General features: G+C 66.3%; 25 protein-coding genes. 16 read left to right on the top strand and 9 right to left on the bottom strand.

Going from position 1 to position 25,280, the window contains the following annotated elements; translation table 11 throughout:
• Nucleotides 1–3 precede the first annotated feature (3 nt).
• The 3 genes from fdxA to E3227_RS10790 are packed head-to-tail and all read left to right on the top strand — an operon-like array spanning nucleotide 4 to nucleotide 1,963.
• On the top strand, nucleotides 4–324 hold the full coding sequence (fdxA, locus tag E3227_RS10800; protein WP_136652729.1) for a ferredoxin: 321 nt from the start codon (nucleotides 4–6) through the stop codon (nucleotides 322–324).
• Nucleotides 325–328: 4 nt separating this feature from the next.
• Nucleotides 329–1,426 carry a succinyldiaminopimelate transaminase gene (dapC, locus tag E3227_RS10795; protein ID WP_144318464.1) on the top strand — a complete coding sequence of 366 codons (1,098 nt, stop codon included), beginning with the start codon at nucleotides 329–331 and terminating at the stop codon, nucleotides 1,424–1,426.
• The gene (locus E3227_RS10790; protein WP_144318463.1) at nucleotides 1,427–1,963 is read left to right on the top strand and encodes a GtrA family protein; all 537 of its coding nucleotides are present in this window, start codon (nucleotides 1,427–1,429) and stop codon (nucleotides 1,961–1,963) included.
• A 10-nt stretch (nucleotides 1,964–1,973) separates the two neighbouring features.
• Here the strand turns inward: E3227_RS10790 and dapD are convergent, their stop codons facing one another.
• The 4 genes from dapD to E3227_RS10770 all read right to left on the bottom strand — a co-directional run bounded on the left by dapD (nucleotide 1,974) and on the right by E3227_RS10770 (nucleotide 7,696).
• Nucleotides 1,974–2,957, bottom strand: a complete 984-nt coding sequence (gene dapD, locus E3227_RS10785; RefSeq protein ID WP_144318462.1) for a 2,3,4,5-tetrahydropyridine-2,6-dicarboxylate N-succinyltransferase — start codon at nucleotides 2,955–2,957, stop codon at nucleotides 1,974–1,976.
• A 36-nt stretch (nucleotides 2,958–2,993) separates the two neighbouring features.
• Nucleotides 2,994–4,274: an amino acid permease gene (locus E3227_RS10780; RefSeq protein ID WP_246062971.1), complete on the bottom strand. Its 1,281-nt coding sequence runs from the start codon at nucleotides 4,272–4,274 to the stop codon at nucleotides 2,994–2,996.
• A 67-nt stretch (nucleotides 4,275–4,341) separates the two neighbouring features.
• Complete coding sequence (locus tag E3227_RS10775) at nucleotides 4,342–5,790, bottom strand: amino acid permease (RefSeq protein WP_259790535.1); 1,449 nt, start codon at nucleotides 5,788–5,790, stop codon at nucleotides 4,342–4,344.
• Between the two features lie 973 nt (nucleotides 5,791–6,763).
• Nucleotides 6,764–7,696: a 2,3,4,5-tetrahydropyridine-2,6-dicarboxylate N-succinyltransferase gene (locus E3227_RS10770; protein ID WP_170228677.1), complete on the bottom strand. Its 933-nt coding sequence runs from the start codon at nucleotides 7,694–7,696 to the stop codon at nucleotides 6,764–6,766.
• Between the two features lie 29 nt (nucleotides 7,697–7,725).
• On the opposite strand from E3227_RS10770, the gene dapE reads away from it, so the two are divergent.
• The 7 genes from dapE to E3227_RS10735 are packed head-to-tail and all read left to right on the top strand — an operon-like array spanning nucleotide 7,726 to nucleotide 12,644.
• Nucleotides 7,726–8,817, top strand: coding sequence for a succinyl-diaminopimelate desuccinylase (gene dapE, locus E3227_RS10765; RefSeq protein WP_136651833.1), 1,092 nt, complete (start codon nucleotides 7,726–7,728; stop codon nucleotides 8,815–8,817).
• 48 nt (nucleotides 8,818–8,865) lie between these two features.
• Nucleotides 8,866–9,654 (top strand): LOG family protein, encoded by a 789-nt coding sequence (locus E3227_RS10760; protein WP_186309877.1) that lies wholly within the window; start codon nucleotides 8,866–8,868, stop codon nucleotides 9,652–9,654.
• 27 nt (nucleotides 9,655–9,681) lie between these two features.
• On the top strand, nucleotides 9,682–10,494 hold the full coding sequence (gene folP / locus E3227_RS10755) for a dihydropteroate synthase (protein WP_144318659.1): 813 nt from the start codon (nucleotides 9,682–9,684) through the stop codon (nucleotides 10,492–10,494).
• Nucleotides 10,491–11,231 carry a glucosyl-3-phosphoglycerate synthase gene (locus E3227_RS10750; protein WP_144318460.1) on the top strand — a complete coding sequence of 247 codons (741 nt, stop codon included), beginning with the start codon at nucleotides 10,491–10,493 and terminating at the stop codon, nucleotides 11,229–11,231. The genes folP and E3227_RS10750 overlap by 4 nt, the downstream gene beginning before the upstream one ends.
• 3 nt (nucleotides 11,232–11,234) lie before the next feature.
• Nucleotides 11,235–11,555: a cell division protein DivIVA gene (locus tag E3227_RS10745; RefSeq protein WP_136651835.1), complete on the top strand. Its 321-nt coding sequence runs from the start codon at nucleotides 11,235–11,237 to the stop codon at nucleotides 11,553–11,555.
• Between the two features lie 16 nt (nucleotides 11,556–11,571).
• On the top strand, nucleotides 11,572–11,742 hold the full coding sequence (locus E3227_RS10740; protein ID WP_136651836.1) for a DUF3117 domain-containing protein: 171 nt from the start codon (nucleotides 11,572–11,574) through the stop codon (nucleotides 11,740–11,742).
• A gap of 44 nt (nucleotides 11,743–11,786) precedes the next feature.
• Nucleotides 11,787–12,644, top strand: coding sequence for a methyltransferase domain-containing protein (locus E3227_RS10735; protein WP_144318459.1), 858 nt, complete (start codon nucleotides 11,787–11,789; stop codon nucleotides 12,642–12,644).
• A 6-nt stretch (nucleotides 12,645–12,650) separates the two neighbouring features.
• Here the strand turns inward: E3227_RS10735 and E3227_RS10730 are convergent, their stop codons facing one another.
• Nucleotides 12,651–14,051, bottom strand: a complete 1,401-nt coding sequence (locus E3227_RS10730) for a GH32 C-terminal domain-containing protein (protein ID WP_144318458.1) — start codon at nucleotides 14,049–14,051, stop codon at nucleotides 12,651–12,653.
• A gap of 10 nt (nucleotides 14,052–14,061) precedes the next feature.
• Complete coding sequence (gene glgA, locus E3227_RS10725) at nucleotides 14,062–15,222, bottom strand: glycogen synthase (RefSeq protein ID WP_211346228.1); 1,161 nt, start codon at nucleotides 15,220–15,222, stop codon at nucleotides 14,062–14,064.
• A gap of 103 nt (nucleotides 15,223–15,325) precedes the next feature.
• Here glgA and glgC point away from each other — a divergent pair, with 103 nt between their 5' ends.
• Nucleotides 15,326–16,543, top strand: a complete 1,218-nt coding sequence (gene glgC, locus E3227_RS10720; protein WP_144318457.1) for a glucose-1-phosphate adenylyltransferase — start codon at nucleotides 15,326–15,328, stop codon at nucleotides 16,541–16,543.
• On the opposite strand, the gene E3227_RS10715 is transcribed toward glgC, so the two are convergent.
• The gene (locus E3227_RS10715) at nucleotides 16,540–17,214 is read right to left on the bottom strand and encodes an O-methyltransferase (protein WP_170228676.1); all 675 of its coding nucleotides are present in this window, start codon (nucleotides 17,212–17,214) and stop codon (nucleotides 16,540–16,542) included. The two genes, glgC and E3227_RS10715, sit on opposite strands and share 4 nt — an antisense overlap.
• A 119-nt stretch (nucleotides 17,215–17,333) precedes the next feature.
• Between E3227_RS10715 and sigE the strand changes: the two genes are divergently transcribed.
• The 3 genes from sigE to tatB all read left to right on the top strand — a co-directional run bounded on the left by sigE (nucleotide 17,334) and on the right by tatB (nucleotide 18,853).
• Nucleotides 17,334–17,936, top strand: coding sequence for an RNA polymerase sigma factor SigE (gene sigE, locus E3227_RS10710; protein ID WP_144318455.1), 603 nt, complete (start codon nucleotides 17,334–17,336; stop codon nucleotides 17,934–17,936).
• 110 nt (nucleotides 17,937–18,046) lie between these two features.
• Complete coding sequence (locus tag E3227_RS11825; RefSeq protein ID WP_281281333.1) at nucleotides 18,047–18,421, top strand: hypothetical protein; 375 nt, start codon at nucleotides 18,047–18,049, stop codon at nucleotides 18,419–18,421.
• Nucleotides 18,422–18,424: 3 nt separating this feature from the next.
• Nucleotides 18,425–18,853 (top strand): Sec-independent protein translocase protein TatB, encoded by a 429-nt coding sequence (gene tatB, locus E3227_RS10700; protein ID WP_144318454.1) that lies wholly within the window; start codon nucleotides 18,425–18,427, stop codon nucleotides 18,851–18,853.
• 11 nt (nucleotides 18,854–18,864) lie between these two features.
• On the opposite strand, the gene E3227_RS10695 is transcribed toward tatB, so the two are convergent.
• Nucleotides 18,865–19,998 (bottom strand): Mrp/NBP35 family ATP-binding protein, encoded by a 1,134-nt coding sequence (locus E3227_RS10695; protein ID WP_144318453.1) that lies wholly within the window; start codon nucleotides 19,996–19,998, stop codon nucleotides 18,865–18,867.
• Nucleotides 19,999–20,082: 84 nt separating this feature from the next.
• Between E3227_RS10695 and E3227_RS10690 the strand changes: the two genes are divergently transcribed.
• A complete protein-coding gene (locus E3227_RS10690) occupies nucleotides 20,083–20,604 on the top strand; it encodes a YflT domain-containing protein (protein WP_144318452.1) in 522 nt (173 codons plus the stop codon).
• 28 nt (nucleotides 20,605–20,632) lie between these two features.
• Nucleotides 20,633–21,397, top strand: coding sequence for a hypothetical protein (locus tag E3227_RS10685; protein WP_144318451.1), 765 nt, complete (start codon nucleotides 20,633–20,635; stop codon nucleotides 21,395–21,397).
• 89 nt (nucleotides 21,398–21,486) lie between these two features.
• Here the strand turns inward: E3227_RS10685 and E3227_RS10680 are convergent, their stop codons facing one another.
• Nucleotides 21,487–25,248, bottom strand: coding sequence for a multifunctional oxoglutarate decarboxylase/oxoglutarate dehydrogenase thiamine pyrophosphate-binding subunit/dihydrolipoyllysine-residue succinyltransferase subunit (locus tag E3227_RS10680; protein WP_144318450.1), 3,762 nt, complete (start codon nucleotides 25,246–25,248; stop codon nucleotides 21,487–21,489).
• Nucleotides 25,249–25,280 lie beyond the last annotated feature (32 nt).

Below are 25,280 nucleotides of genomic sequence, written 5' to 3'. Positions count from 1 at the left end.
GGCATGACTTACATCATTGCTCAGCCGTGTGTCGACGTGCTGGACCGCTCCTGCGTGGAGGAGTGCCCCGTCGACTGCATCTACGAAGGCAAGCGCATGCTCTACATCCACCCGGACGAGTGCGTCGACTGCGGCGCCTGCGAGCCCGCCTGCCCGGTGGAAGCCATCTTCTACGAAGACGACACCCCCGAGGAGTGGGCCGACTACTACGACGCTAACGTCGCGTTCTTCGACGACCTCGGCTCCCCGGGCGGCGCCATGAAGCTTGGCCCCCAGGACTTCGACCACCCGTTTGTCGCCGCACTGCCGCCCCAGAACCAGTAATAATATGCCGCGCACACCGCTGGGCTCGAAGCTGCCCGATTTCCCGTGGGACACGATTGCCGACGTCAAGGAGCGCGCCGCAGCGCATCCTGACGGCATCGTGGACCTGTCCGTGGGCACGCCCGTCGACCCGGTAAGCCCGTCGATCCAGCTCGCGCTCGCCGAAAACGCCGCCGAGCCCGGCTACCCGCAGACCGTCGGCACCCCCGAGCTGCGCCAGGCGATTGTCGACGCCCTAACGCGCCGCTACAACGCAGCCGGCCTCGGGCCCGACTCGGTGCTGCCGGTGGTGGGCACCAAAGAAGCCATCGCGTGGCTGCCCACGACACTGGGATTTAGCGAGTCAACCGTAGCGATCCCCGAGGTCGCGTACCCGACCTACGAGGTCGGAGCGCTCATCGCGGGTTGCCGCGTGGTGCGCGCGGATACGCCCGAGGACGCCGCAGGCGCCGAGCTGGTGTTCATTAACTCCCCGTCGAACCCGTCGGGTCAGGTGCGCAGCATCGACGAGCTGCGCGCGTGGGTGCAGTACGCCCGCGACACGCACGCGATCATCGCCTCCGACGAGTGCTACCTGGGCTTGGCCTGGTCCGCCGAGCCGGTGTCTCTGCTCGACCCGCGCGTCACCGACGGCGACAACACCAACCTGGTCGCGATCCACTCGCTGTCGAAGACGTCCAACCTCGCCTCCTACCGCGCGGGTTTCCTCGCCGGCGACGAGGCGCTCATCCAAGAGCTGCTGCTCGCGCGCAAGCACGCCGGCCTGATGGTGCCCGGCCCCATCCAGCACGCGATGATCGCCGCGCTTGTCGACGACGAGCACGAGCAGCTCCAGCGCCTCATCTACGCCAAGCGCCGCGAGGTGCTTAGCGACGCCCTGACCAACGCCGGGTTCAGCATCGACCACTCCGAGGCCGGGCTCTACCTCTGGGCGCGGCGCGAAGGCGCGACCTCGCGCGACAGCCTCGACTGGTTAGCGCAGCGCGGTATTCTGGCCGCCCCCGGCGACTTCTACGGCCCGGCGGGGGCCAACCACGTGCGCGTCGCCCTGACCGCCACAGACGAGCGGATCGCCGCTGCCGCGTCGCGTTTGGTGTCCTAGATGCCCAGCACCGCGGTACGCCTGCGTGCGGGCATCAGGGAGTTTGTGAAGTTCGGGCTCGTCGGCGGCTCCGGCCTCGCCGTGAACCTGGTCGCGTTCTACGTGTTCAAGAAGGCGCTCGAGCTGGGTTTCGGCATTCACGAGGCCGACGCGTTTCTCAACCTCTTTGGCACGCGCTTTAACATCCGCTACTACCACGTGCTCTCCACGGCCGCGTTCGTGGTGGCCAACATTTGGAACTACCAGCTCAACCGTTCGTGGACGTTCAAGCACATCCCGAAGCGCAACTGGTTCGCCGGGTTCTTCCCGTTTTTGACCACGGGCGCGCTCGCGTTTGTCGTCTCGCTGACGTTCATGACGCTGCTAATGAACCCGACCTCGCCGATCGCGCTGCCGGATCACATTTTCGACGACTCCACCGGCCTGCGCACCAAGTCGTACTGGGCGCAGGCCATCTCGACGCTCATCGCGATGCCGGTGAACTTCATGGTGAACAAGTACTGGGCGTTTCGCAAGCCGAAAATCGCCGGCATCTAAGAGCTGGGCTCTAGTTGTTGTCGTGGAGCTCGGTGTTGAGCTCGACACCCTTCGCCCGCAGCGCCTCGACGGCGCCGGTCAGGGAGTTGCGGCGGAACAGGATGCCGCTCTTGCCGGAAAGCTCAATCGCCTTGATCTCGGCGCCGTCGGTGTAGCCGTACGCCGACGCGACGTCGCCGGTGACCTTTACAAGGGTGCCCGCGGTCACGTAGAGGCCGGCCTCGACGATGCAGTCGTCGCCAAGCGAGATGCCCACGCCGGCGTTCGCGCCGAGCAGGCAGCGCTGGCCGAGGGTGATCGTTTCCTTGCCGCCGCCGGACAGGGTGCCCATGATGGAGGCGCCGCCGCCGATGTCGGTGCCGTCGCCCACGGTCACGCCCGCGGAGATCCGGCCCTCGACCATGGAGGCGCCGAGCGTGCCGGCGTTGAAGTTGACGAAGCCCTCGTGCATGACGGTCGTGCCCTCGGCCAGGTGGGCGCCGAGGCGGACGCGGTCGGCGTCACCGATGCGCACGCCGGACGGTACGACGTAGTCGACCATGCGGGGGAACTTATCCACGGAGAGAACGACGACGGGGCCCTTCGCCGCGAGGCGGGAGCGGGTGAGCTGGAAGTCGGAGCCTACGCAGGGGCCGTAGTTGGTCCACACGACGTTGGCCAGCAGGCCGAAGACACCGTCCATGTTCGCACCGTGGGGAGCGACAAGGCGGTGGGACAGCAGGTGCAGGCGCAGGTAGACGTCGTAAGCGTCGACGGCGGGCTCGGAGATGTCGGCGATCGAGGTCTCAACCTGGACGCGCGCCACGCCGCGGTCCTCGTCAGCGCCTACCAGGTGGGCGAAACGTGCGTCCGGCTCGTCGATACGCACCGTGCCGGTGTTCTCCACCGGCTCGCCCAGCTTGGGGGCGGGGTACCAAACATCGAGAACGGTTCCGTTGTGGGTGACGGTGGCGATGCCACGGGCGCGCGCAGACACAGTGGTGGAGTTAGTCATGCATGACACCTTAGATCATGGTGTGTGCCAAACCCGTCAGGCCCGTCGGGTGAGTGCGGAGATGCCAACGAGCACCGCGGAAAGGGCAAGCACGGCGAGGATCTGGTTGCGCGCGGAGGCGTCGAAAAGCATCAGTGCGACGATGCCGACGAGCGCAACGAGCGTCACGGGTGCGAGCCAGCTGGGCGCGCGGGCGATGTCGTCGCCACTGAGGCGGTCGCGCAGCCGCATGTAGCTCAGGGAGATCATGACCCAGATGACGATGAGGCAGCCGCCGACCGCGGTCATCAGGAAGGTGAGCAGCCCCGGCGGGTTCCACCACTGCAGGCCGACGGAGAGGAAGGCGAAGAACACTGAGACCAGCACCGAGTTAATCGGCACGCCCTGGTCGTTGGTGCGGCGCAGCCATGCGGGAGCGTCGCCGTCGAGGGCCTGCTGGTATGCCATGCGCGAGGTGCCGTAAATCTGCGCGTTGAATGCGGAGAGCAGCGCCAACACGATTACGGCCTCCATGAAGCCGACGGCGCCGGGGATGTTCGCCAGGGCGAGGACCTGGGTGAAGGGGGATTCGGCGGCGGACTGGGCGTCGTCGATACGCGAGTACGGCAGCAGTAAAATGATGATGACGACCGAGCCGATGTAGAACAGGCCGATGCGCCAAATGATCGAGGTGACCGCCTTCTTCACGGCAGCCGCCGGGTTCTTCGACTCGGCCGCGGCGATGGTGACCACCTCGATGCCGCCGAACGCGAAGGCGACGGCGAGCAGGCCCGCGGCGATGCCGGCGATGCCATTCGGCGCGAACCCGGACTCGGCAATGTTGTCGAAGCCGACGAAGTTTGTGCCGGGCAACAGGCCGAGGAACAGTGCCGTGCCGATGATCAGGAAGCCGACGATGACGACGATTTTGATCATCGCGAACCAGTACTCAAACTCGCCGAAGCCCCTGACCTGGGCGAGGTTGATCGCGGTGAAGATCAGCACGGTGACTAAGGCGGGGACCCACTGCGGAACGCCGAACCACTGCGACATGATCGCTGCCGCGCCCGTGATTTCCGCGCCGCCGACCATGATCAGTAGGAACCAGTACAGCCAACCGAGCAGGAAGCCGGCCCAGTTGCCAAACGCCAATCTGCCGTAGGTGGCGAAGGAACCAGGGGAGGGGTGCGCCGCCGCCATCTCGCCGAGCATGCGCATGACTGCCACGACGATCGCGCCGGCGACAATGTAGGCAAGCAGGATCGCGGGGCCGGCCGCGCGGATGCCCGCGCCGACGCCCAGGAACAGTCCGGCGCCGACGGCCATGCCCAGGCCCATCAGCGTCAGGTGGCGGGGCTTCAACCCGGTGCCCAGCGCGGGGTTGCTGGTAGAGGCGGGGGTGTGTTTAGTGCTCAAGGTGGGTCCTCTCGGTGTGCAGCGCGGTGCGCTGTTTGAACGTGTCAGTGTGTGTCCAGACCAGCCCGGCGATGGTGACGACGCCGACGACGACCACCACCGCGAACATCTGGAAGCGGCCCTCCGCGGTGGTGAGCATCAGTGCGACGATGCAAGCGGCAAGCGCGATGGTGGCCCACGGCAGCACGCGCGGCGCCCACATGCGCACGTGCGTGATCTCGCCGGATGCCACTAGGCGCGGGTGGAGGCGCAGGAAGGAAAACGCGATGGCGAACCACAAAACGATCAGGCAGCCGCCGACCGCGTTGAGCAGAAACGGCAGCAGACCCGGCGGGTTCCAGTACTGCAGGGCCACGGCGACGAAGCCGAAGAACACCGACAACACGACGGCGCGCATGGGCACGCCGCGCGAGTCTGTGGCCTGGAAGAACACGGGGGCGTCGCAGCGGTGTGCGAGGTTGTGCAGGAAACGCGAGGAGCCGTAGATCTGCGTGTTGCAGGCCGAGAGCAGCGCGACGACGATCACCGCCTCCATGATTCCGACGGCGCCGGGGATGTTCGCCAGCTGCAACACGGCGGTAAAGGGCGACTCGGCGGCGACGTCCGCGCCACCGATCTCGGAGTAGGGCAGCAGCAGGGTGATCAGGACGACGGAGCCAATGTAGAAGATACCGATGCGCCACATAATCGAGCGGATCGCGGAGTGGACGGCGACCTCCGGGTCCTCGGACTCCGCCGCGGCGATGGTGACCATCTCGATGCCGCCGAAGGCGAACGCCACGGCGAGCAGGGCAGTGGCAACACCGCCGAAGCCGTTGGGCATGAACCCGACCTCGGCGATGTTGTCGAAGCCGACGAATCCGCTTGCGGGCAACAGGCCTAGCCACAGTGCGACGCCGAGGGCGAGGAAGGCGATAATCACCGCGACCTTGATCAGGGCGAACCAGAACTCGAACTCGCCGAACTTGCGCACCGCCGCGAAGTTAATCACGGTGAAGAACACGATGGCGACCAAGGCGGGGATCCACGGGGAGACGCCGAACCAGCCGGCGACGATCCGGGACGCGCCGGTGATTTCCACCGCCATGATCATGATCATCATGAACCAGTACAGCCAGCCGACGGCGAAGCCGGCCCACGCGCCGAAGGCCTGCTCGGCGTAGGTGGAAAACGTGCCCGACGACGGTCGCGCCGCGACCATTTCGGCGAGCATCTGCATGATGCACACGGTGATGGCACCGGCAATCATATAAGCAATGACTACGGCTGGTCCGGCGGCTTGAATACCGACACCGGTGCCCAGGAACAACCCGGCGCCGATCGCCGAGCCGAGGCCCATCATGGTCAGATGACGGGTTTTCAACCCGCGACGCAACCCGGTGGAGGCACCTGGGTCGCGCGGGGCCGCCGGTTCGGGCGGCGAAATGGTGTGGGACATGCGCTTTAGAATAAACCGGGCGTCGGTGAATTGAGAGCGCAGGGGGTGGGTTTTTCGTGGTGTGGGTTTGGGGTGTCTTCTGCGGTGGGATGTCTGGGTCGTTGGGTTGCGGGGTGTGAAAGCCCTGGTCGGGGTTCGTTGGGTTGGCTTGACCGTGACATCTTGGGTGGTGGAATGTCACGGTGAAGCGGCTGTGCGGTGTAAAACCGCAGGTCGGGGTTCGTTGGGTTGGCTTGACTGTGACATCTTGGGTGGTGGAATGTCACGGTGAAGCGGCTGCGCGGTGTAAAACCGCAGGTCGGGGTTAGTTGGGTTGGCTTGACTGTGACATCTTGCGTGGTGGAATGTCACGGTGAAGCGGCTGCGCGGTGTAAAACCGCAGGTCGCGCATCGTTGGGTCGGGTTGACTGTGACATCTTGGGTGGTGGAATGTCACGGTGAACCGGCTGCGCGGTGTAAAACCGCAGGTCGCGCATCGTTGGGTTGGGTTGACCGTGACATCTTGGGTGGTGGAATGTCACGGTGAACCGGCTGCGCGGTGTAAAACCGCAGGTCGCGCATCGTTGGGTTGGCTTGACTGTGACATCTTGGGTGGTGGAATGTCACGGTGAAGCGGCTGCGCGGTGTAAAACCGCAGGTCGGGGTTAGTTGGGTTGGCTTGACTGTGACATCTTGGGTGGTGGAATGTCACGGTGAAGCGGCTGCGCGGTGTAAAACCGCAGGTCGCGCATCGTTGGATCGGGTTGACTGTGACATCTAACCCGGTGAAATGTCACGGTGAACCGGCTGCGCGGTGTAAAACCCCAGGTTGGCAGTGCCGGGATCGGGTTGACCGTGACATCCCGGCCACCGAAATGTCTCGGTGAACCACCGGCAGAACCTAAAAACCCAGGTCGGCCGCCCCGACAACCGCCTGATCGTGACTTCCCACCTACCGCAATGTCACGGTCAACCGACAAAACGCGAAACCCCACTACCGCGGCCGGAGCACGGGGCACGCCGAGTTCGGCTCGTTGGTAATGCTGATGTCGCTTTGCCCCGCGATGGCCCCGGCGGAGATCATCGCCCCGGAGCGCGAATCCACGATGGTGGTTGTCGGCTCGAGCATGACGTTGACGCCGATTTCGCAGCGATCGCCCAAATCGACACCGATCACCCCGGCTGCGGGTCGCAGCACGCAGTCGCGGCCGACGCGCAGCGGGGTGCGGTTGTGACGCTGCGCCGACGTCGCGATCAGCGCCGAGGACAGCCCGACATTGGTGCCTTCCCCCACGACGACCGCGGAGGACAGCCGGCCCTCAATCCGGGCGCGCCCCAGCGACCCCGAGTTGTAGGACACGTAGCCTTCGCGCATCACGGAGGTGCCCGGCGCGAGGTAGGCGCCGAGGCGGACGCGCTCGGCCTCGGCGATGGACACTCCGGACGGCACGACATAGTCGACCATCCTCGGCAGGCGCTCGATGCCGTAGACGTGGATCTGCCCGCGCGAGCGTAGGGAGGTGCGCACGTGCTCGAAGTTGTCGCTCAAGCACGGACCCTTGTTTGTCCACACCACCGGCACGAGGTGCTCCAGGCAGTCGGTCATGTTCAACTCCAGGGGCTTGACCAGCCGGTGGGAGAGCAGGTGCAGGCGCAGGTAGACGTCGTGGGCGTCGACGGGTGGCTCGGATAGGTTCGCGATGACGGTGCGCACCGGCACCAGCTCAACGAGCCGGTCGCGGTCCATGCCGACGATGGAGAGGAATCGGTCGGACAGTTCTCGCGCCCCGACTCGGGTGGTGCCGGTGGTGAGGGCGTCGATAAGCGAAGCGTCTGTGATGAGTCGAGGGGAGGGGTACCACGTGTCCAGGGTTGTCCCGTCCATGGCGATGTTGGCGATTCCCGTCGCTTCGGCTCCCAGCGGCATGTGTCACATCATAAACGTAGGATTGCCGTGTGGCTTTACTGAATCTCTTCGCTGATCCCGTTGATCTGACCGCGGCTTTGATCGACATCGAGTCGCCCTCGCACCACGAGCGCGACATCGCGGACGCGATCGAGGCCGCCCTGCGCGAGCTCGAGGGGGTCGAGGTGATCCGCCGGGGGAACACGGTCGTCGCGAGGACCCACCACGGCTTGCCGCAGCGCGTCGTGCTCGCTGGCCACGTCGATACCGTCCCCCTGGCAGGCAATACCCCGCACCGCCTGGAGGACGGGGTGCTGCACGGTTGCGGGTCGGTGGACATGAAGTCGGGCCTGGCCTGCTACCTGGGAGCTTTCGCCCGCTTATCGACGCCCCACGCCAGCGCTTTCGATCTGACACTGATCGCCTACGAGGGCGAGGAGGTCTCCAGCGAACACAACGGCCTGTACCACCTGGAGCGCGACCGCCCCGAGCTGCTCGCCGGCGACTTGGCGCTGCTCGGCGAGCCCTCCGGCGCGATCATCGAGGCCGGCTGCCAGGGCACGATCCGCGTGTTCGTGCGTGCCCACGGCACGCGTGCCCACTCGGCGCGAAGCTGGCTGGGCGACAACGCCGCGCACAAGCTCGCGGGCGTGCTCACGCGCGTGGCGGGTTACGAGCCGCGCAGCGTCACCATCGCGGGCTGCGAGTACCGCGAGGGGCTCAACGTCGTGGGGCTCGAGGGGTTCGTGGCGACGAACACGATCCCGGATTTCGCCCAGCTGACCATCAACTTCCGCTACGCGCCAGACCGCAGTGTCGATGACGCCAAGGCGCACCTCGTCGAGGCGCTGCAGTTGGAAGAAGGCCTGGAGCTGGTGTGGGACGACATCGCCCCGGCGGCGCTGCCGGGGCTTGACGACCCAGTGGCGCGCGACCTGATCAAGGCCGTGGGCGGAAACGTGCGGGCGAAGTTCGGATGGACGGATGTGGCGCGGTTCTCTACCCTTGGAACTCCGGCCGTGAACTTCGGGCCGGGCGACCCCGGCTTCGCTCACAAGGTGGACGAGCAGTGCCCGACCGAGCAGATTTACACCGTCGCCCGCACGCTCGAGGCCTACCTCGCGGCCCGGCCCGCCCACTAAGCGGCAAACTTTTCACATACTTTCTTCACCGACCAACGAGAGGGAAACGTGGCGCCCCACATCACCCCGAAGCCCGAGCGCAACCGTAAACTGCGCGGGCCGATCATGCTGCGCAGCGACGAGCAGCAGCAGTCCACCCACGACCAGCGCCTGCTGGAGTCCCAGGGCAGCAGCGACCACGACTGGAAGCACGCCGACCCGTGGCGCGTGATGCGCATCCAGTCGGAGTTCGTCGCCGGTTTCGACGCCCTGTCCGAGCTGCCGAAGGCCGTGACCGTGTTCGGCTCCGCCCGCCTCGGCGAGGGCACCGCCGAGTATGAGCAGGCCCGCGAAGTGGGCAAGGCGCTGGTGGATGCGGGCTACGCCGTGATCACCGGCGGCGGGCCGGGGCTGATGGAGGGCCCGAACCGCGGCGCGCACGAGGCGGGCGGCCTCTCCGTCGGTCTGGGCATCGAGCTGCCGTTCGAGCAGGGCCTCAACGACTGGGTCGATCTGGGCTTGAACTTCCGGTACTTCTTCGCCCGCAAGACCATGTTTTTGAAGTACTCCCAGGCGTTTATCACCCTGCCGGGCGGCTACGGCACCCTCGACGAGGTCTTCGAGGTGCTGTGCATGGTGCAAACCGGCAAGGTGACCAACTTTCCGATCGTGCTCATGGGCGTCGACTTCTGGAGCGGCCTGGTCGACTGGATTCGCGGCCAGCAGCTTGCCCGCGGCCTCATCTCCGAGGGCGACGACCAGCTGTTCCTGGTCACCGACTCAGTCGACGAGGCCGTGGCCTACATCGTCGAGGCGCACAAGGTGATGACGGACCAGCGCCTGAAAGACACCGAGTAGAACGTGGCCGCCGAGCTCGCGCGGGTGATGGCGATCATCAACCGCACCCCGGATTCCTTCTACGACAAGGGCGCAACCTTCCACCTGGAGAAGGCGCTTGAGCGTGCCGACGCCGTCATCGCCGACGGAGCCTCCATCGTCGACGTCGGCGGGGTCAAGGCGGGACCGGGTGAGCAGGTCTCCGTGGCAGAAGAGATCGACCGGGTCGTGCCGCTCATCGCGGCGGTGCGCGAGCGCCACCGCGACGTGGGCATTTCGGTGGACACGTGGCGCGCCCCCGTCGCCGAGGCCGCGGCCGAGGCCGGCGCGGACCTGATCAACGACACGTGGGCGGGCTGGGACCCCGAGCTCGTCGAGGCCGCCGGGGCGCTGCGGATCGGCTACGTCTGCTCGCACACGGGCGGGGCAACGCCGCGCACGAGGCCGCACCGCGTGCATTACGACGACGTTGTCCATGACGTCGTCACGCAAACAGTCGGCCTGGCCGAGCGCGCGGCATCGCTCGGGGTGCCCGAAGACAAGGTCTTTATCGACCCGGCGCACGACTTCGGCAAGAACACGTTCCACGGGCTCGAGATCCTGCGCCGCGTCGATGAGCTCGTGGCCACGGGGTGGCCGGTGCTCATGGCGCTGTCCAACAAGGACTTCGTCGGAGAGACCGTCGACCGCCCAGTCGGCGGGCGCGTCGCGGGCACGCTCGCGGCTACCGCCTGGGCCGCGGCGCGGGGAGTGGCCGCCTTCCGCGTCCACGAGGTGCGCGATACCGTCGACGTGATCCGCATGACCGCGGCGATCGGCGGCGATGCCCCGCCGCTGAACACGGTGCGGGGCCTAGCGTGAGGGTCAGCGTCGTCATCCCAGCGCTCAACGAGCAAGACACCGTGGCGCACGTCGTCGCCGCGTGCCTGGCCTCGCAGGCGCACGAAGTCGTCGTCGTCGACTCCGACTCCACCGACGCCACCGCCAGCCGGGCCCGCGAGGCCGGGGCGCGGGTAATCAACTGGGCCGATGTGTACCCGCAGCTCCCACCGCGCCCGGGCAAGGGCGAGGCGCTGTGGCGCGGGGTGAAGGCAGCCTCCGGGGACGTGGTGGTGTTCATCGATGCCGACGTCACCTCGGTGGAAGCTAGATGGGTAGACACGCTCGCCGCGCCTTTCGTTGATGCGGGGATCCACTTGGTTAAAGCGTCGTACAGGCGCGACCTCGGCGCCGCGGCTGGCGGTGGCGGGCGGGTTACCGAGCTCACCGCTAAGCCTCTGCTGCGCGCGCTGTTCCCCGAACTCGCCGATATCACCCAGCCCCTGGCAGGCGAGTACGCGATCCGCCGCGACACCGCGCTCGAGCTGCCGTTCGTCGACGGCTACGGGGTGGAAGCGGGCTTGCTTCTCGACGTCGCCGCGACGCACGGCCGCGAAGCGATCAGCCAGGTGGAGCTCGGCGCGCGCCAGCACCGCAACCGCCCCTTGACCGAGCTCGGCCCGATGGCGGACGTGGTGGCCGCGACCATCCTTCAGCGCGCCGGGGTCGCGTCTGCGGGAGTGGGGCAACGATCACCGTGGGCGAGCGTTAGGATGTGACCCATGCTGTCCTGGATCCTGCTCATGCTCATCGTCGCCATCGTCTGCCTGATTGGCGTGATGGCCAGCGTGTATCTCTTCGGCCGGGGCGAGGCGCTGCCGCCTCTGGCGGAGACCACCGACGTGATCGAGCACAACCGCCGCGCGGTCGAGCAGGGCGACATGAACGCGGTGCAGCTCGAGGTCGTGCACCGCGGCTACAAAATGGACCAGGTTGATGCCCTTCTGACCCAGCTCGCTGACCTGCGCCGACTGACACCCGACAGCGAAATTCGCGCTGCCACCGCCAAAAACGGCGTAGGATCGGGTGAAACGCCTGCGTGAGAAGGAGTAAAACCCAATGGCAGCAATGAAACCCCGCACCGGCAACGGTCCCATGGAAGCAGTGGTGGAAAGCCGCAAGATTGTTATGCGCATCCCGTCTGACGGCGGTGGTCGCCTCGTGGTGGAATTGAACGCCGAGGAAGCGTCCGAGCTTGGCGCCCTGCTGCTCCAGGCGGCGGGGGAGTAAGCTCCACTGCCGTGCTTCGTCGCGGGCGGGGGTAAGATCTGCCCATGCTCTCTGACATTGTCGACGTTCTCGCAGACCCCATCGACGGCACCCGCCTTGCCGGCGCCGAAGATTTCACCCGGCTCGTTTCCGAGTCGGGTCATTCTTACGATGTGGCCAAGCAGGGCTATGTCACGCTGAGCCCCGGCGCCGGGCTCAACCACGAGGGCGACAGCCTGGAGATGGTGATATCCCGCGAGGTGTTCCTCTCCCAGGGCCACTTCGCCCCCTTCGTCGAGGCCGTCACCGAACGCGTCTCCCACGCCCTTGAGGCCACCCAGGCCGCGGAGCCGGTCGTGCTCGAGGTCGGCGCGGGCACCGGCTACTACCTCGCGCACACCCTCGACAGCATCGCCGGCGTGCGTGGCGTCGGCCTCGACATTTCTGTGCCCGCGGCGAAGCGCCTGGCCAAGGCCCACCCGCGGGTCGGTGCGGTCGTTGCGGATGTCTGGGAAGGGCTGCCGCTTCTCGACGCCTCCATCAACGCCATCACCGTCATCTTCGCGCCCCGCAACCCAGCGGAGTTCGCCCGCGTGCTCGCCCCGGAGGGCGAGGTCATCGTGATGATCCCGGGCAGCGGCCACCTCGACGAGCTGCGCGCCCCGCTGGGCATCCTCGGCGTGGAGGAAGGCAAGCTGGAGCGCCTCGTCGAGCAGGCGGAAGGCCACCTCGAGCTCATCGGCGAGCCGGAGGTGCTGGACTACTCCATGCGCCTCGACCGCGACTCGATCGCCGCGCAGGTGGGCATGAGCCCCTCGGCGCGCCACATTGAGCCCGCGACGCTCGCCGAGCGCCTACGCACCTTGCCGCATCACCTCAACGTGACGGCGCGCGGCATCATCGTGCGGATGCGCAAGGCTTAAAGCGCCCTAGCGAGACGCGCTGCGGTACCACTCGTTGAGCACCACCGCCGCACCGTCGGTGGTGATGCGGATGTCGGCGGTGCCGCCGTTCGGCCAAAAGCGCGAGGACATTGCCACTGCGCCGCCGCCGGCGAACACCTCGATGGTGGAGCTGTCGACCAGGATCGTGATGTTGTCCTCGTCATCGTCGCCAAGCGGCGCGGATGCCGCCGCACCGTCCAGGCGGTCGAGGCTGATCTCGTCGCCAGAGTGGGTGATCACGGCCGCGACGTTTCCTTCGCCGTCAATGATCTCGGCTGTGACCGAGCCGGTCTCGCCGACCGGGATCTCGCACAGGCCCGTCCACATCCGGGCGCGCTCCGTCTCGGCCACGGCGTCGGGAAGCCCGCGCGGCGGGGTCTGGTACAGCGCCCCGCCCTGCAGGGTCAACCGGCGCGGGATGCTCAGGGTGGTGGCCCAGCCCTCGGCCTCCCAGTTCGGCTCGGCGGTCGCGTCGCCGCCGCGGCCGGTGTCCGTCATCACCCCGAAGATGTAGGCGTGGCTGAGCCGCTCGTCTTCGGCGACGCTGCCCGGGGTGTAGTTCGTGCTGCGCGGACGGGTGAAATCGTGGCCAAAGTCGATGTGGCGGGCCTCCTTGGCCACGGTGAACACCGCGCCCTGTAGGGTGCCCACGATGTAGCCGGTGGTGTCCTTGCCGCGGCGCTCGAGGGTGAACATCAGCACGTCGTAGATTTGCGCGTCGACCTCGTCGCGCAGCCGGATGATGCGCGGGGCGACCAAGTGCTCGGCGTCCGGGTCGAACCCGGGGTCGCCGGCGAACTCGAGCGGGCCGATCACCCCCCAGGAAGTGCCGTCCTCGGAGCTGAGCACGACGGGTACGGGGGCCTCGGGCTCGCCCGTCATCGCCAGCATCAGCCACCCGGACTGACCCTTGTCGCGGTCGTCCGCTTCCTCCCAGTTCGGCACCACGCAGGGGGAGCGGAAGCGAGTGTAGCCGCCCTCGTCGGACAGGACGTCGCCAAGCCGGCGAATGCCCGGGTCAACCTGGTAGTCCTCGTCGACGTCGTCGCAGAGCGCATCGAGGTCGTCGGCACGCGAAATCTGGACCGACATGCCGGCCTTGGTGACGGAGGTGAAGTAGAAATCTGCGCCCTCGCTGTGCGCGACGACGGAGCCTGCGCGCACGCCGGTCTCCCCGCCGAACGGCGCGACCGCGTCGTTGCACTCCACCCAGTCGAAGGCGGAGCCCTCCGAGACGCTGTGGCCCCAGCGGCTTGGCGCGTCCGGGTCCGTCCGGTACTGGAAGAACATGTGCCAGATGTCCTTGCCGTCGCGCAGGATACCGGCGGCGGCGTCCAGGATGCCACGCTCGACGGTGACGTGCAGTTCAGGTCGGTAAACGCTCATTGAAGTCCCTTTAGATCAAGCTGTCGTAGATGTTGACGGTCTGGCGGGCGATGGTGTCCCAGGTGAAATCGGCGCGCACGCGCTCTAGGCCAGCGGCACCCATGCGCTGCGCGGTGTCCGGATCGGCGGCAATCGCGTTGACGGCCTCGGCGATGCCGCGCTCGAAGGCCTCCGGCTCGTCCGCGTCGTAGTCCACAAGCGTGCCGGTCTCGCCGTCCACGACAACCTCGGGGATGCCGCCGACGCACGAGGCCACCACCGCGGTGTTGCACGCCATGGCCTCGAGGTTGACGATGCCGAGCGGCTCGTAGATCGACGGGCAGACGAACACGTCAGCCGTGGCGTAGACCTCGCGGATCTTCTCCGCCGGGAGCATGTCCTGGACCCAAATGATGCCATCGCGCTGCTGCTGCAGCTCCTCGACCAGCGCCTTGGTCTCCGCGGCGATCTCCGGGGTATCCGGCGCGCCCGCGCACAGGATCAGCTGGATGTCCTCGTCAAAGTGGGCGGCGGCCTTGAGCAGGTGAGGCACGCCCTTCTGGCGCGTGATGCGGCCGACGAACGCGACGACGGGGCGGGAGGTATCCACCCCGAGCTCCTCGGCAATGGTGGCGTCGCCGGGGTACCAGGTGGCGGTATCAATTCCGTTGAGGACGACGTGCACCTTGGAGTCGTCGATACGCGGATAGGCGTTGAGGATGGATTTCTTCATCCCGGAGGACACGGCGATGACGGCGTCGGCGTACTCGAAGGCGTTCTTCTCCGACCAGGAGGAGACGTCGTAGCCGCCGCCGAGCTGCTCTCGCTTCCACGGCCGATCCGGCTCCAGCGAGTGCGCCGTGGCCACGTGGGGGATGTCGTAGAGCAGGCCGGTGAGGTGGCCGCCCATGCCCGCGTACCAGGTGTGCGAGTGCGCGACCTGCAGGTTCGAGGCGGCATCGGCGATGCGCAGCCCGGTCGACAGCGTCTTGATCGCACCGTTTGCGTCGGCCAGCTGCGGGTCGACGCCGTGGACGTGGACGTTCTCGCCGTCGCGCGGCTCACCCATGCAGTGCACGTCAACCTCCACGCCGTCGATCTCGCGCATGAACCGCGTTAGTTCGGTGACGTGGACGCCGGCACCGCCGTATACCTCCGGCGGGTACTCCCGAGTCATCATTCCCACTCTCATGCCCGCCGAGCTTAGTGACGAAAATTCCCGCCTGCAGAAACCTCTAACGAACCAGCGTCGTATCGGCTGCAGGATGGCTGGGGTTTTAATAGGCTAAGGAACTGTGAAGACACAGCCGAGAGTTCTTGCCATCGTTCTTGCGGGAGGCGAGGGGAAGCGCCTGTTTCCCCTGACCGCCGACCGCGCAAAACCTGCGGTCCCCTTTGCCGGGAACTACCGCCTGATCGATTTCGTGTTGTCGAACTTGGTCAACGCCGGTTACATGCGCATCGCGGTGCTTACGCAGTACAAGTCGCACTCTCTGGACCGGCACGTTGCGACCGCGTGGAACGTCTCCGGGCCGACCCCGCAGTACATCGCCTCGGTGCCCGCACAGCAGCGCCGCGGTAAGCGCTGGTTCTCCGGCTCCGCGGACGCGATCGTGCAGTCGCTGAACCTGATTTATGACGACAAGCCGGACTACGTGCTGGTCTTTGGCGCGGACCACGTCTACCGCATGGACCCCTCGCAGATGGTGGAAAACCACATCGCCTCCGGTAAGGACGCGACCGTCGCCGGCATCCGCGTGCCGCGCCACGAGGCCACCGCGTTTGGCTGCATCCACGCCGACGAGGACGGCACGATTACGGAGTTCCTGGAGAAACCGGCCGACCCGCCGGGCACCCCGGACGACCCGGACGTGACGTTCGCCTCGATGGGCAACTACGTGTTTTCCACCGAGCCGCTGATCAAGGCCCTGCTTGAGGACGAGCAGAACGATGACTCGGACCATGACATGGGCGGCGACATCATCCCTCACTTCGTCAACAAGGGCCAGGCCAACGTCTACGACTTCTCCGGCAACGAGGTGCCGGGTGCAACCGATCGCGACAAGGGCTACTGGCGCGACGTCGGCACCATCGACTCGTTCTACGAGGCGCACATGGACCTAATCTCCTCGCACCCGATCTTCAACCTCTACAACAAGGCGTGGCCGATCCACTCCACGGAGGAAGGCAACCTGCCGCCGGCCAAGTTCGTCCTCGGCGGGATCTCGCAGGAGTCGATTGTCGCATCCGGGTCGATCATCTCGGGCGCGACGGTGCGCAACTCGGTCGTCTCCACCGACGTGCTCGTCGAGGAGGGCGCCACGGTGGAGGGCTCGGTGCTGCTGCCGGGCGTGCGCGTGGGCAAGGGCGCGGTGGTGCGCCGCGCCATCTTGGACAAGAACGTCTACGTCTCCGACGGCGAGATCATCGGCGTGGACCTCGAGCGCGACCGCGGCCGCTTCACCGTTTCCGACAGCGGAGTGGTTGTCGTCGGCAAGAACGAAGTGATTTAGCGCTTCGTCACGAGCGTCAGGCCGCTATCGAGCGGCAGCCGCGTGACGACGGCCCCCTCCGCCGCCGCGAGCCCGTCCACGTCGTCCTCGGCGGCGCGGGCGGCCTCCGTCGCGCGGTCGCGGCGAGTGGCGTCGGTGAGGGTGCCGTCGAGAAGCGAGCCAGCGAGAACGAGGGTGCCGCCGGGGGCGAGCAGCGGCCACGCGGATTTGATGACCGTGCTGAGTTCGGTCGGCTCGACGTCCGCGTACACCAGCTGGTAGGAAGCGGGGGCAAGCCGGCTCATGACGTCGAGCGGGCGCGCGGTGAGGAACCGCCCGCGCGAGGCGGCGAACCCGCCGAGGCGGAAGGCCTCCTTGGCGCTGGCCTGGTGCGTGGCCTCCGGGTCAATGCAGGTCACCGTGGCCTTTTGCGGCAGGCCGCGCAGAATGTAGAGCCCCACCACGCCCGCCGCGGGGGTCACCGCCACCGCGCCGTGGGCCGAGGTGGTCGCGGCGGCCAGCGTGGACAGCAGCGAGCCGACGGCGGGCGAGGGAAGTGCGAGGTTGTTCTCCTCGGCCTCGGTGCGCGCGGCGTCGAAACCCTGCGCGAACTGCTCGACGGCATCGGCTGCGCCCGCGATGGGGCGGGAGGCGATGTAGGTGTTCATGGTCGTAAACGCTGTGTCAGTCACGGTCTCAATCCTAGGCAACTGCGCGAGCGGGGTGAGTCGTTAGCCAATTGTTACCTACTTTCAGGTATTCCGAAGCCTCTTTTCTGGCTTTCGAGATCAACGCGTGCGAACATATATCCATGGATCCGCTGCACGACGCTCCCGACACGCTCACCGGCACCGCCGCCTTCGACGCGGGTGCGGGAAAGATGCCGTCGTGGGCGGAACTGGTGGCCGAGCACGCGAACAGCGTCTACCGTCTCGCGTTTCGCCTCTCCGGTAACCAGCACGACGCGGAGGACTTAACGCAGGAGACGTTCATGCGAGTCTTCCGCAGCCTCAAGAGCTACCAGCCGGGCACGTTTGAGGGCTGGCTGCACCGGATTACCACGAACCTTTTTCTGGACATGGTGCGCCACCGGGCGAAGATCCGCATGGAGGCCCTGCCGGAAGACTACGAGCGCGTCCCCGGCACCGACATGACGCCCGAGCAGGCCTACTCGGTGTCCAACCTCGACCCGGCCCTGCAGACCGCGCTCGATGAGCTCGGACCCGACTTCCGCGTCGCGGTCGTGCTGTGCGACGTCGTCGGGATGACGTACGAGGAAATCGCCGACACCCTCGGCGTGAAGATGGGCACCGTGCGCTCGCGCATCCACCGCGGGCGCTCGCATCTGCGGCGCAGCCTGGAGGCCCAGGCGGCAATCGACGAGTCCGCAAAGGACTTGATCCGCGCCCGCTAGGCTGAAACCGTGCGGCGCGCCCACTGGCAAAATCGCGCGGAAATGCGTTGAATGGGGCGTGAAAAAGTATACACGCCACAGACAAGAACCGACAGGCGAAGGAGCAGCCCATGGCGATGAACTTGCCCGGCCCTGCGCCGCGGAGGAGGAAGGGGTTTTCCTCCACGGAGCACTTAAGCCCCGAGGCCGTGGCCGCGTTCGCGGACCAGGAGCTTTCGAAAAGCGCGCTCCACCGAGCGCGGGTGCACGTTGTTCTGTGCGAGGAGTGCCGCGCCGAGGTCAACCACCAGCGCGCCGCGGCTGAGCACCTGCGCTGCTGCAACGCGGACGACTCCGTGCGGGCACCCCGATCGCTGGTGCAGAAGCTGGCCGAAATGCCCGAGAATAGCCGATACGAGCAGCCCCGCGGCCCGCGTCCGGTGACGGAGCTCGTGGAGGTCGCCTACCGTGCGCTGAGGGGACGCGGCGGCGGGGGTAAGCTGTAAGCCGTGTTCTCCAGCATCGGATGGGGCGAGATCTTTTTCATTCTCGTCATCGGATTAATCATCATCGGCCCTGAGCGGCTGCCCGGGCTGATCGAGGACGTGCGCGCCGCCATCTACGCGGCGAAAAAGGCGATCAACAACGCGAAAAAGGAGCTCGACGGCGAGCTCGAGGGGTTCGAGGAGTTCCGTCAGCCGCTCAACACCGTGACCCAGTACGCCGCGATGGGCCCGCGCCGCGCGATGGCGAAGGTGCTTTTCGACGGCGACGAGCGCTTCTTCGACGAATTTGACCCCCGCAAGCAGCTCGAAGATACCCCCGCCACCCCGGCCCAGCCGGCGAATCCGGGCCCGCGCCCGAAGCCGGCCGGATCAACCCGGGTGGACGACCCGGAGAAGCGCGGCGGCAGCTTCTCCTGGGCTGACATCACTTAAAGCCCGGTTGTTTAGCGCGGGTTGACGCCCAGCCCCTTGCCCACGAGCGAGGTGCGGCGCGTCTTGAGCTTGGCGGCAATCTCAGCGATCGCGCGCGCGGCGGGGGAATCCGGGTTAGAGATGACCACGGGGGTGCCCTCGTCGCCGTGCTGTCGCAGCTGCGGGTCGAGCGGTACGGAGCCGAGCAGCGCGACGTTGTCGGTGTCCGTCAGCGCGCTGAGGCGCTCGGCGACCTGCTCGCCGCCGCCCTCGCCGAAGACGTTGAGCACGGTGCCGTCGTCAAGCACCATGCCCGACATGTTTTCCACCACGCCCGCGATCTTCTGGCCCGTCTGCTGGGAGATCGTGCCGGCACGTTCGGCGACCTCCGCGGCGGCGGCCTGCGGGGTGGTCACGATGAGAAGCTCCGCGTTGGGCACGAGCTGGGCCACGGTGATCGCGACATCGCCGGTGCCCGGCGGCAGGTCCATGAACAGCACGTCGAGGTCGCCCCAGTAGACGTCGCTTAAGAACTGCTGGATCGCGCGGGTGAGCATCGGCCCGCGCCACACGATTGGCGCGTTGCCCTCGACGAACTGCCCCACGGAGATGTGGCGCACGTCGTGGGCAATCGGGGGCATGATCATCTCGTCGACGACCGTGGGCGAGATGCCGGTCGAGCCCATCAGCCGCGGCACGGAGTGGCCGTAGATGTCGGCGTCGAGGATGCCCACGGTTAATCCCTGCGCGGCGAGGGAGGTTGCGAGGTTGACCGTGACAGAGGATTTGCCCACCCCGCCCTTGCCAGAGGCGACGGCGAAGACGCGGGTGAGCGATTCCGGGTCTGCGAAGGGGATCGTCGGCGTGGTCTGCTCGCCGCGCAGCTTGAGGCTTAAGGCGCGGCGCTGCTCGTCGCTCATCGTGTGCATGTGAACGTCCACACTGCCCACACCGTCGAGCTCCTCGAGCACGGCGCGGGTGTTCGAGGCGATGGTGTCACGCATGGGGCAGGCAGCGATGGTCAAATAGATGCCGACGGAGACGTCCGCGCCGTCGATGGCGATGGATTCGACCATGTCGAGCTCGGTAATGGGTTTGCCGATCTCGGGGTCATCCACACGCGAGAGCGCTTCGCGGACCTGGTCTTGGGAAAGTGAGGTAGCCATTTGCTAGCAAGTATAGGCAGTCGAGCCCACAGGCTTATCGACGCCCTCCCAGCACGCTCCGGGTTCTTACGTACAATGGGTGCCATGACAACTTCGCATTCCTATTCGAACCAGATTTCCGCTACTGCCCGCCAGCGCCCCGTCGGTTGGCCGGTTGGCTCCTTCGAAACCTACGAGCAGGCGCAGCGCGCGGTCGATGGCCTGTCCGACCGCGAGTTCCAGGTGGAGGACCTCTCGATTGTCGGCGTAGACCTCATGCAGGTCGAAAACGTCACCGGCCGCTTGACGTGGCCGCGTGTTCTCGGCGCCGGCGCCCTATCCGGTGCATGGATGGGTATCTTTATCGGCCTTATCTTCGCTTTCTTCGCGCTGCCGGGCACCGGCTGGAGCATCTTCCTGTGGTCGATCCTCATCGGCGCGATCTTCGGGCTCATCTTCGCCGCAGTCGGCCATGCGTTGACTGGCGGTAAGCGCGACTTCTCGTCCATGACCACGATTGTCGCTGGGCGTTACGACGTTCTGTGTGATCCCAGCTCCGCACCTCGGGCGCGCGATCTGATCGCCGAGATGAAGATCGGCACCGTACCCACGGGGGAGGCCCAGTAAAACGCCGGCGGCGGGTACGATAACCCGCATGCCACGCTCTGCACGGACGTACACCACTTCAGCGGTGGCGGTAGCTCTAGGCACCGCCGCCGCTTTCGCTATGGCAGCGTGCTCACCGTCTGCGGGGGGTCAACGCAGCGATCACTTCGTCATCGCCGTCGCCCCGGACTCGGTCGAGCAGGCCATCTTGGGGGAGATCTACCGGGTGTTGCTCGAATCCGTCGGGCGCCCTTCCACCGTAGAGGTGGTAGACAAGGCCGCGACCGATCCCGCCGTCGACCTCGTGCGGTCCGGCCAGGCGGACATGGCCATCGCGTGCACCGGGACGTTGCTGTCTCAGATCGACCCCCAGCTTGCCGAGGAGGCGGCGGCGGATATCGCGGAGGACGACTCTGCCGGTGACCTTAATGACAACAGCATCTCCGAGACGACCTACGAATACGCCGTGGGGTCTTTCCCGGGAAACGTCATGACAGTTGACCCCTCCCCAGCCCAAGGGTGCGCCGCGGAAGGCCAGGAGCCGGGGGAGGGCCCGCTGCCGACCAATATCATCCCGGTGTTCAACAAGACAGAGCTCAACCGAGGCCAGGTCAACCGCCTGAACTTTGTCAATCGCGTGCTCAGCACAGAAGACCTCACCACGATGATCGAGGAGGTCGAAAGGGGCGAAACGGTGCGCAATGTCGTGGCCGAGTGGATGCTCCAGCGCACGAAAATCACCGTGGACACCCAATCCGAAGACGAGGGTGACACAGGCGAGTCCGACAACGTCATCGAGCAGCCACCGATGTAAAACCCGAAGAAACTTCGGCCGCGCCCCCTTTTACTCCTTGTCGGAGGCGAGGGGGCGCGGCCGAAGTTGCGCGCGGGAAGTAGTCGGGCTTAGTCGGCGAAGGCTTCGTCGATGAGCTGCTTTTCTTCCTGCTGGTGCACCTTGGCAACGCCGGTGGCGGTGGTGGACTGGGAGCGGCGCGAGACGCGCACCATCTCCGGCATGTCGGCCACAAAGTTGCGCAGGTGCTCGTTGTAGAACGGCCACGGTCCCTGGTTGGCCGGCTCATCCTGGACGAAACGGATCTGCTGAGCGTTCGGGTAGTTGGCAAACGCGTCGGAAAGGCGGTTGAACGGGATCGGGTGCAGCATCTCGATGCGGATGATCGCCACGTCGTCGCGCTTGTCCTTCTGGCGGCGCTTGTCAAGCTCCCAGTAGATTTTTCCGGAGCACAGCAAGATGGTCTTCACCTTGGAGTGGTCGGCGCCCTCGACCTTCTTATTGCCGCGGGCAACGAAGAAGGGGTCGTCGATGACGGACTGGAAGCGGTTGACCTCGATGAAGTCGGCCGGCTGAGACACGGCCGCCTTGTTGCGCAGCATGGACTTCGGTGTGAACACAATCAGCGGGCGCTTCATGTTGCCGAGTGCCTGGCGGCGCAACAGGTGGAAGTGATTGGCCGGGGTGGACGGCTGGGCAATGGTCATCGAGCCCTCGGCGACGAGCTGCAGGAAACGCTCGATGCGCGCGGAGGAGTGGTCCGGGCCCTGGCCCTCGTAGCCGTGGGGCAGAAGCGAAATCAGGCTCGAGAGCTGACCCCACTTGGTCTCACCTGAGGAGATGTACTCGTCGATGATGGTCTGACCACCGTTAGCGAAGTCGCCGAACTGCGCCTCCCACGCCACCACGGCGTCAGAATTGCCCACCGTGTAGCCGTACTCGAAGCCAAGGCCTGCGAACTCGGTGAGCGCCGAGTTGTAGACGCCGAAACGGCCGCCGTTGTCGGACTCCATCGCGTTGTGGTCCAGCGGGTTGAAGCTCTCGCCCGTCTCTGGGTCGTAGAGCACCGCGTGGCGCTGGGTAAACGTGCCGCGCTGGGAATCCTCGCCGGCGAGGCGGACGAACTTGCCCTCCTCGGCGAGCGAGCCGAAGGCGAGAAGTTCGCCCCAGCCCCAGTCGATGTCGCCCTCGGTGAGCGAGGCGCCGCGCTTCTTCAAAACGGAGTTCAGCCGCTTGTTCGGCGTGAAGTCCTCCGGCAGGTTGGCGTAAGCCTCGGCGAGCCGCGCGAAAGTCTCCTCGGTGATGTTGGTGTCCAGCCCGCGGGTCAGGCTCTGCGCCTCCGTGATGCCGGTCTGCTCGCTCGGCTTGCCCTCGTTCGCCTTGACATCGGAGAAGACCGAGTCAAGCTGGTCGTGGAAGTCCTGGGCGGCGATCTCGGCCTCGTCGGCGGTGATGTCGCCGCGGCCGATGAGATCGTTGGTGTAGCGGGTGCGCACCGACGGGTGGGACTGGATCGCGTCGTACATCCGCGGCTGGGTCACCGTCGGGTCGTCGGCCTCGTTGTGGCCGCGCAGGCGGTAGCAGATCAGGTCGATGAAGACATCCTTGCCAAACTCGCGGCGGTACTCCGTGGCCAGCTGGGCGACCCAGGCGGCAGCCTCGGGGTCGTCGCCGTTGACGTGGAAAACCGGGCAGTCGAAGCCCTTGGCCAAGTCGGTGGCGTAGTAGGTGGAGCGGCCCGAATCAGGAGTGGTGGTAAAACCGATCTGGTTGTTGACCACGATGTGGACGGTGCCGCCGACGGAGTAGCCGGGCAGGTTGGACAGGTTCAGCGTCTCCTGCACCACACCCAGGCCGGCGAAGGATGCGTCGCCGTGCAGCATCAGCGGCACGATCGGGTGATCGGTGCGGCCGTGGCTGTGGCGCAGAAGGTCGTCCTTCGCGCGCGCGATACCCACCATGACCGGGTCGACGGCCTCGAGGTGGGAAGGGTTGGCGGCCAGGGAGACCTTGATCTCGCCGTCGCCGAACATCTGGATGTGCTCGCCCTCGAACCCGAGGTGGTACTTCACATCGCCCGAGCCGCCCTGTTGCGCCGACTGCATGTTGCCCTCAAACTCGTTGAAGATCGTCGAGACCGGCTTGCCGACGATGTTGAACAGCACGTTGAGGCGGCCGCGGTGCGGCATGCCGATGACAACCTCTTCGAGGCCCTGGCCCGCGGCGGTGTCGATCACGGCGTCCATCAGCGGGATCAGCGTCTCCGCGCCCTCGAGCGAGAAGCGCTTCTGGCCCAGGTACTTGGTCTGCAGGAAGTTCTCGAAGGCCTCGGCGGCGTTGAGCTTCTGCAGAATGTACTTCTGCTCCGCGCTGGTCGGCTTGGGCATGCCCGCCTCGATGCGGTCACGCAGCCATTCGCGCTCGTCGCGGTCGAGGATGTGGGTGTACTCGGCGCCCACGTGCAGGGTGTAGGCGGCGCGCAGGCGCGAAAGCACCTCACGCAGCGTCATCGTCTCTTTGCCGCCGAAGCCGCCGACGTGGAAAGTGCGGTCTAGGTCCCACAGGGTCAGGCCGTGGGTTTCCATCTGCAGGTCGCGGGAATCCGGCTTGGGCAGGCCGGGCTGCTCCCAGCGCAGCGGGTTGGTGTCCGCGATCAGGTGGCCGCGGGAGCGGTAGGCCTCGATGAGCTGCATGACGCGGGTGTCTTTGTTGACGCCAGAGTTCGGCAGGTCCTGGGCCCAGCGCAGCGGCGAGTACGGGATGCCCATCGCGTGAAAGATGTCATCCCAGAAAGCGTCGTCGATAAGCAGCTGCGAAATCGTGCGCAGGAATTCGCCCGACTCCGCGCCCTGAACCACCCGGTGGTCGTAGGTGGAGGTCAGCGTCACGAGCTTGCCCACGCCGAGCTCGGCGAGGCGGTCCTCGGAAGCGCCGGCGAACTCCGCCGGATAATCCATCGCGCCGACACCGACGATGGTGCCAATACCCGTGGTCAGGCGGGGAATGGAGTGGCGGGTGCCGATGCCGCCCGGGTTGGTCAGCTGGATGGTCACACCCGAGAAGTCGTCCATGGTGAGCTTGTTGTCTCGAGCGCGGTTGACGATGTCTTCGTAACCGTCGACGAACTTATCGAAGCTGAGCTTCTCGCACTCCTTGATGGCAGCGACGACGAGCGCGCGGCTGCCATCTTTTTGCGGCAGGTCGATAGCCAGGCCCAAGTTGATGTGCTCCGGCTGGACCACGAAAGGCTTGTTGTCCTGCACCTTGTAGTTGACGTTCATGCCCGGGTGGAGCTGGGCGGCCTTCACAATGGCGTAGCCGATGATGTGGGTAAAGGAGATCTTGCCGCCGCGGGTGCGCTTGAGGTGGTCGTTGACCAGCGCGCGGTTTTCAAACATGAGCTTGACCGGCATGTCCCTCACGGACGTTGCCGTCGGCAGCGACAAGGACTCGTCCATGTTCTTGGCAATGGTCTTGTAAATGCCCTTGAGCTGGCGCTCGCCCGGCTCGACGCTAACGTCTGCGATCTTCTGCAGCGGGGACTGCTTCGGCTTCGGAAGAACCTTGGAGCGCTTCGAGGCAGCTTCGGCAGCGGCCTGATCCACCTTGGTTTGGCGGCCGTCCTGGCTCGGTGCGCCGGTGGTTCTGGCCACCTTCGGGTCCGTCTTTTCGCGAGACTCCTTCGCGTCGCCGGTCTTCGCGGGACTCGGCGCGGGGGAGACGTTTTTGGCACCAGTGGCGGTCTGCGGTGCCCCGTTACGCTCGAAGAGTTCCCGCCATTCCGGGTCCACGGAGCTGGGGTTCTCCCGATACTGCTGGTACATTTCGTCGACCAGCCAGTCATTTTGCCCGAAAGTACTGTCGCTGCTCACGGCAGGTTCTCGCCTCTCTTCATTGTTTGGTT

This window comes from Corynebacterium sanguinis (genome assembly GCF_007641235.1).
In the GTDB taxonomy this organism is placed as follows: domain Bacteria; phylum Actinomycetota; class Actinomycetes; order Mycobacteriales; family Mycobacteriaceae; genus Corynebacterium; species Corynebacterium sanguinis.
Note: the sequence above shows the minus strand (reverse complement) of the source record. Positions and strands in the feature narration are given on the sequence as shown.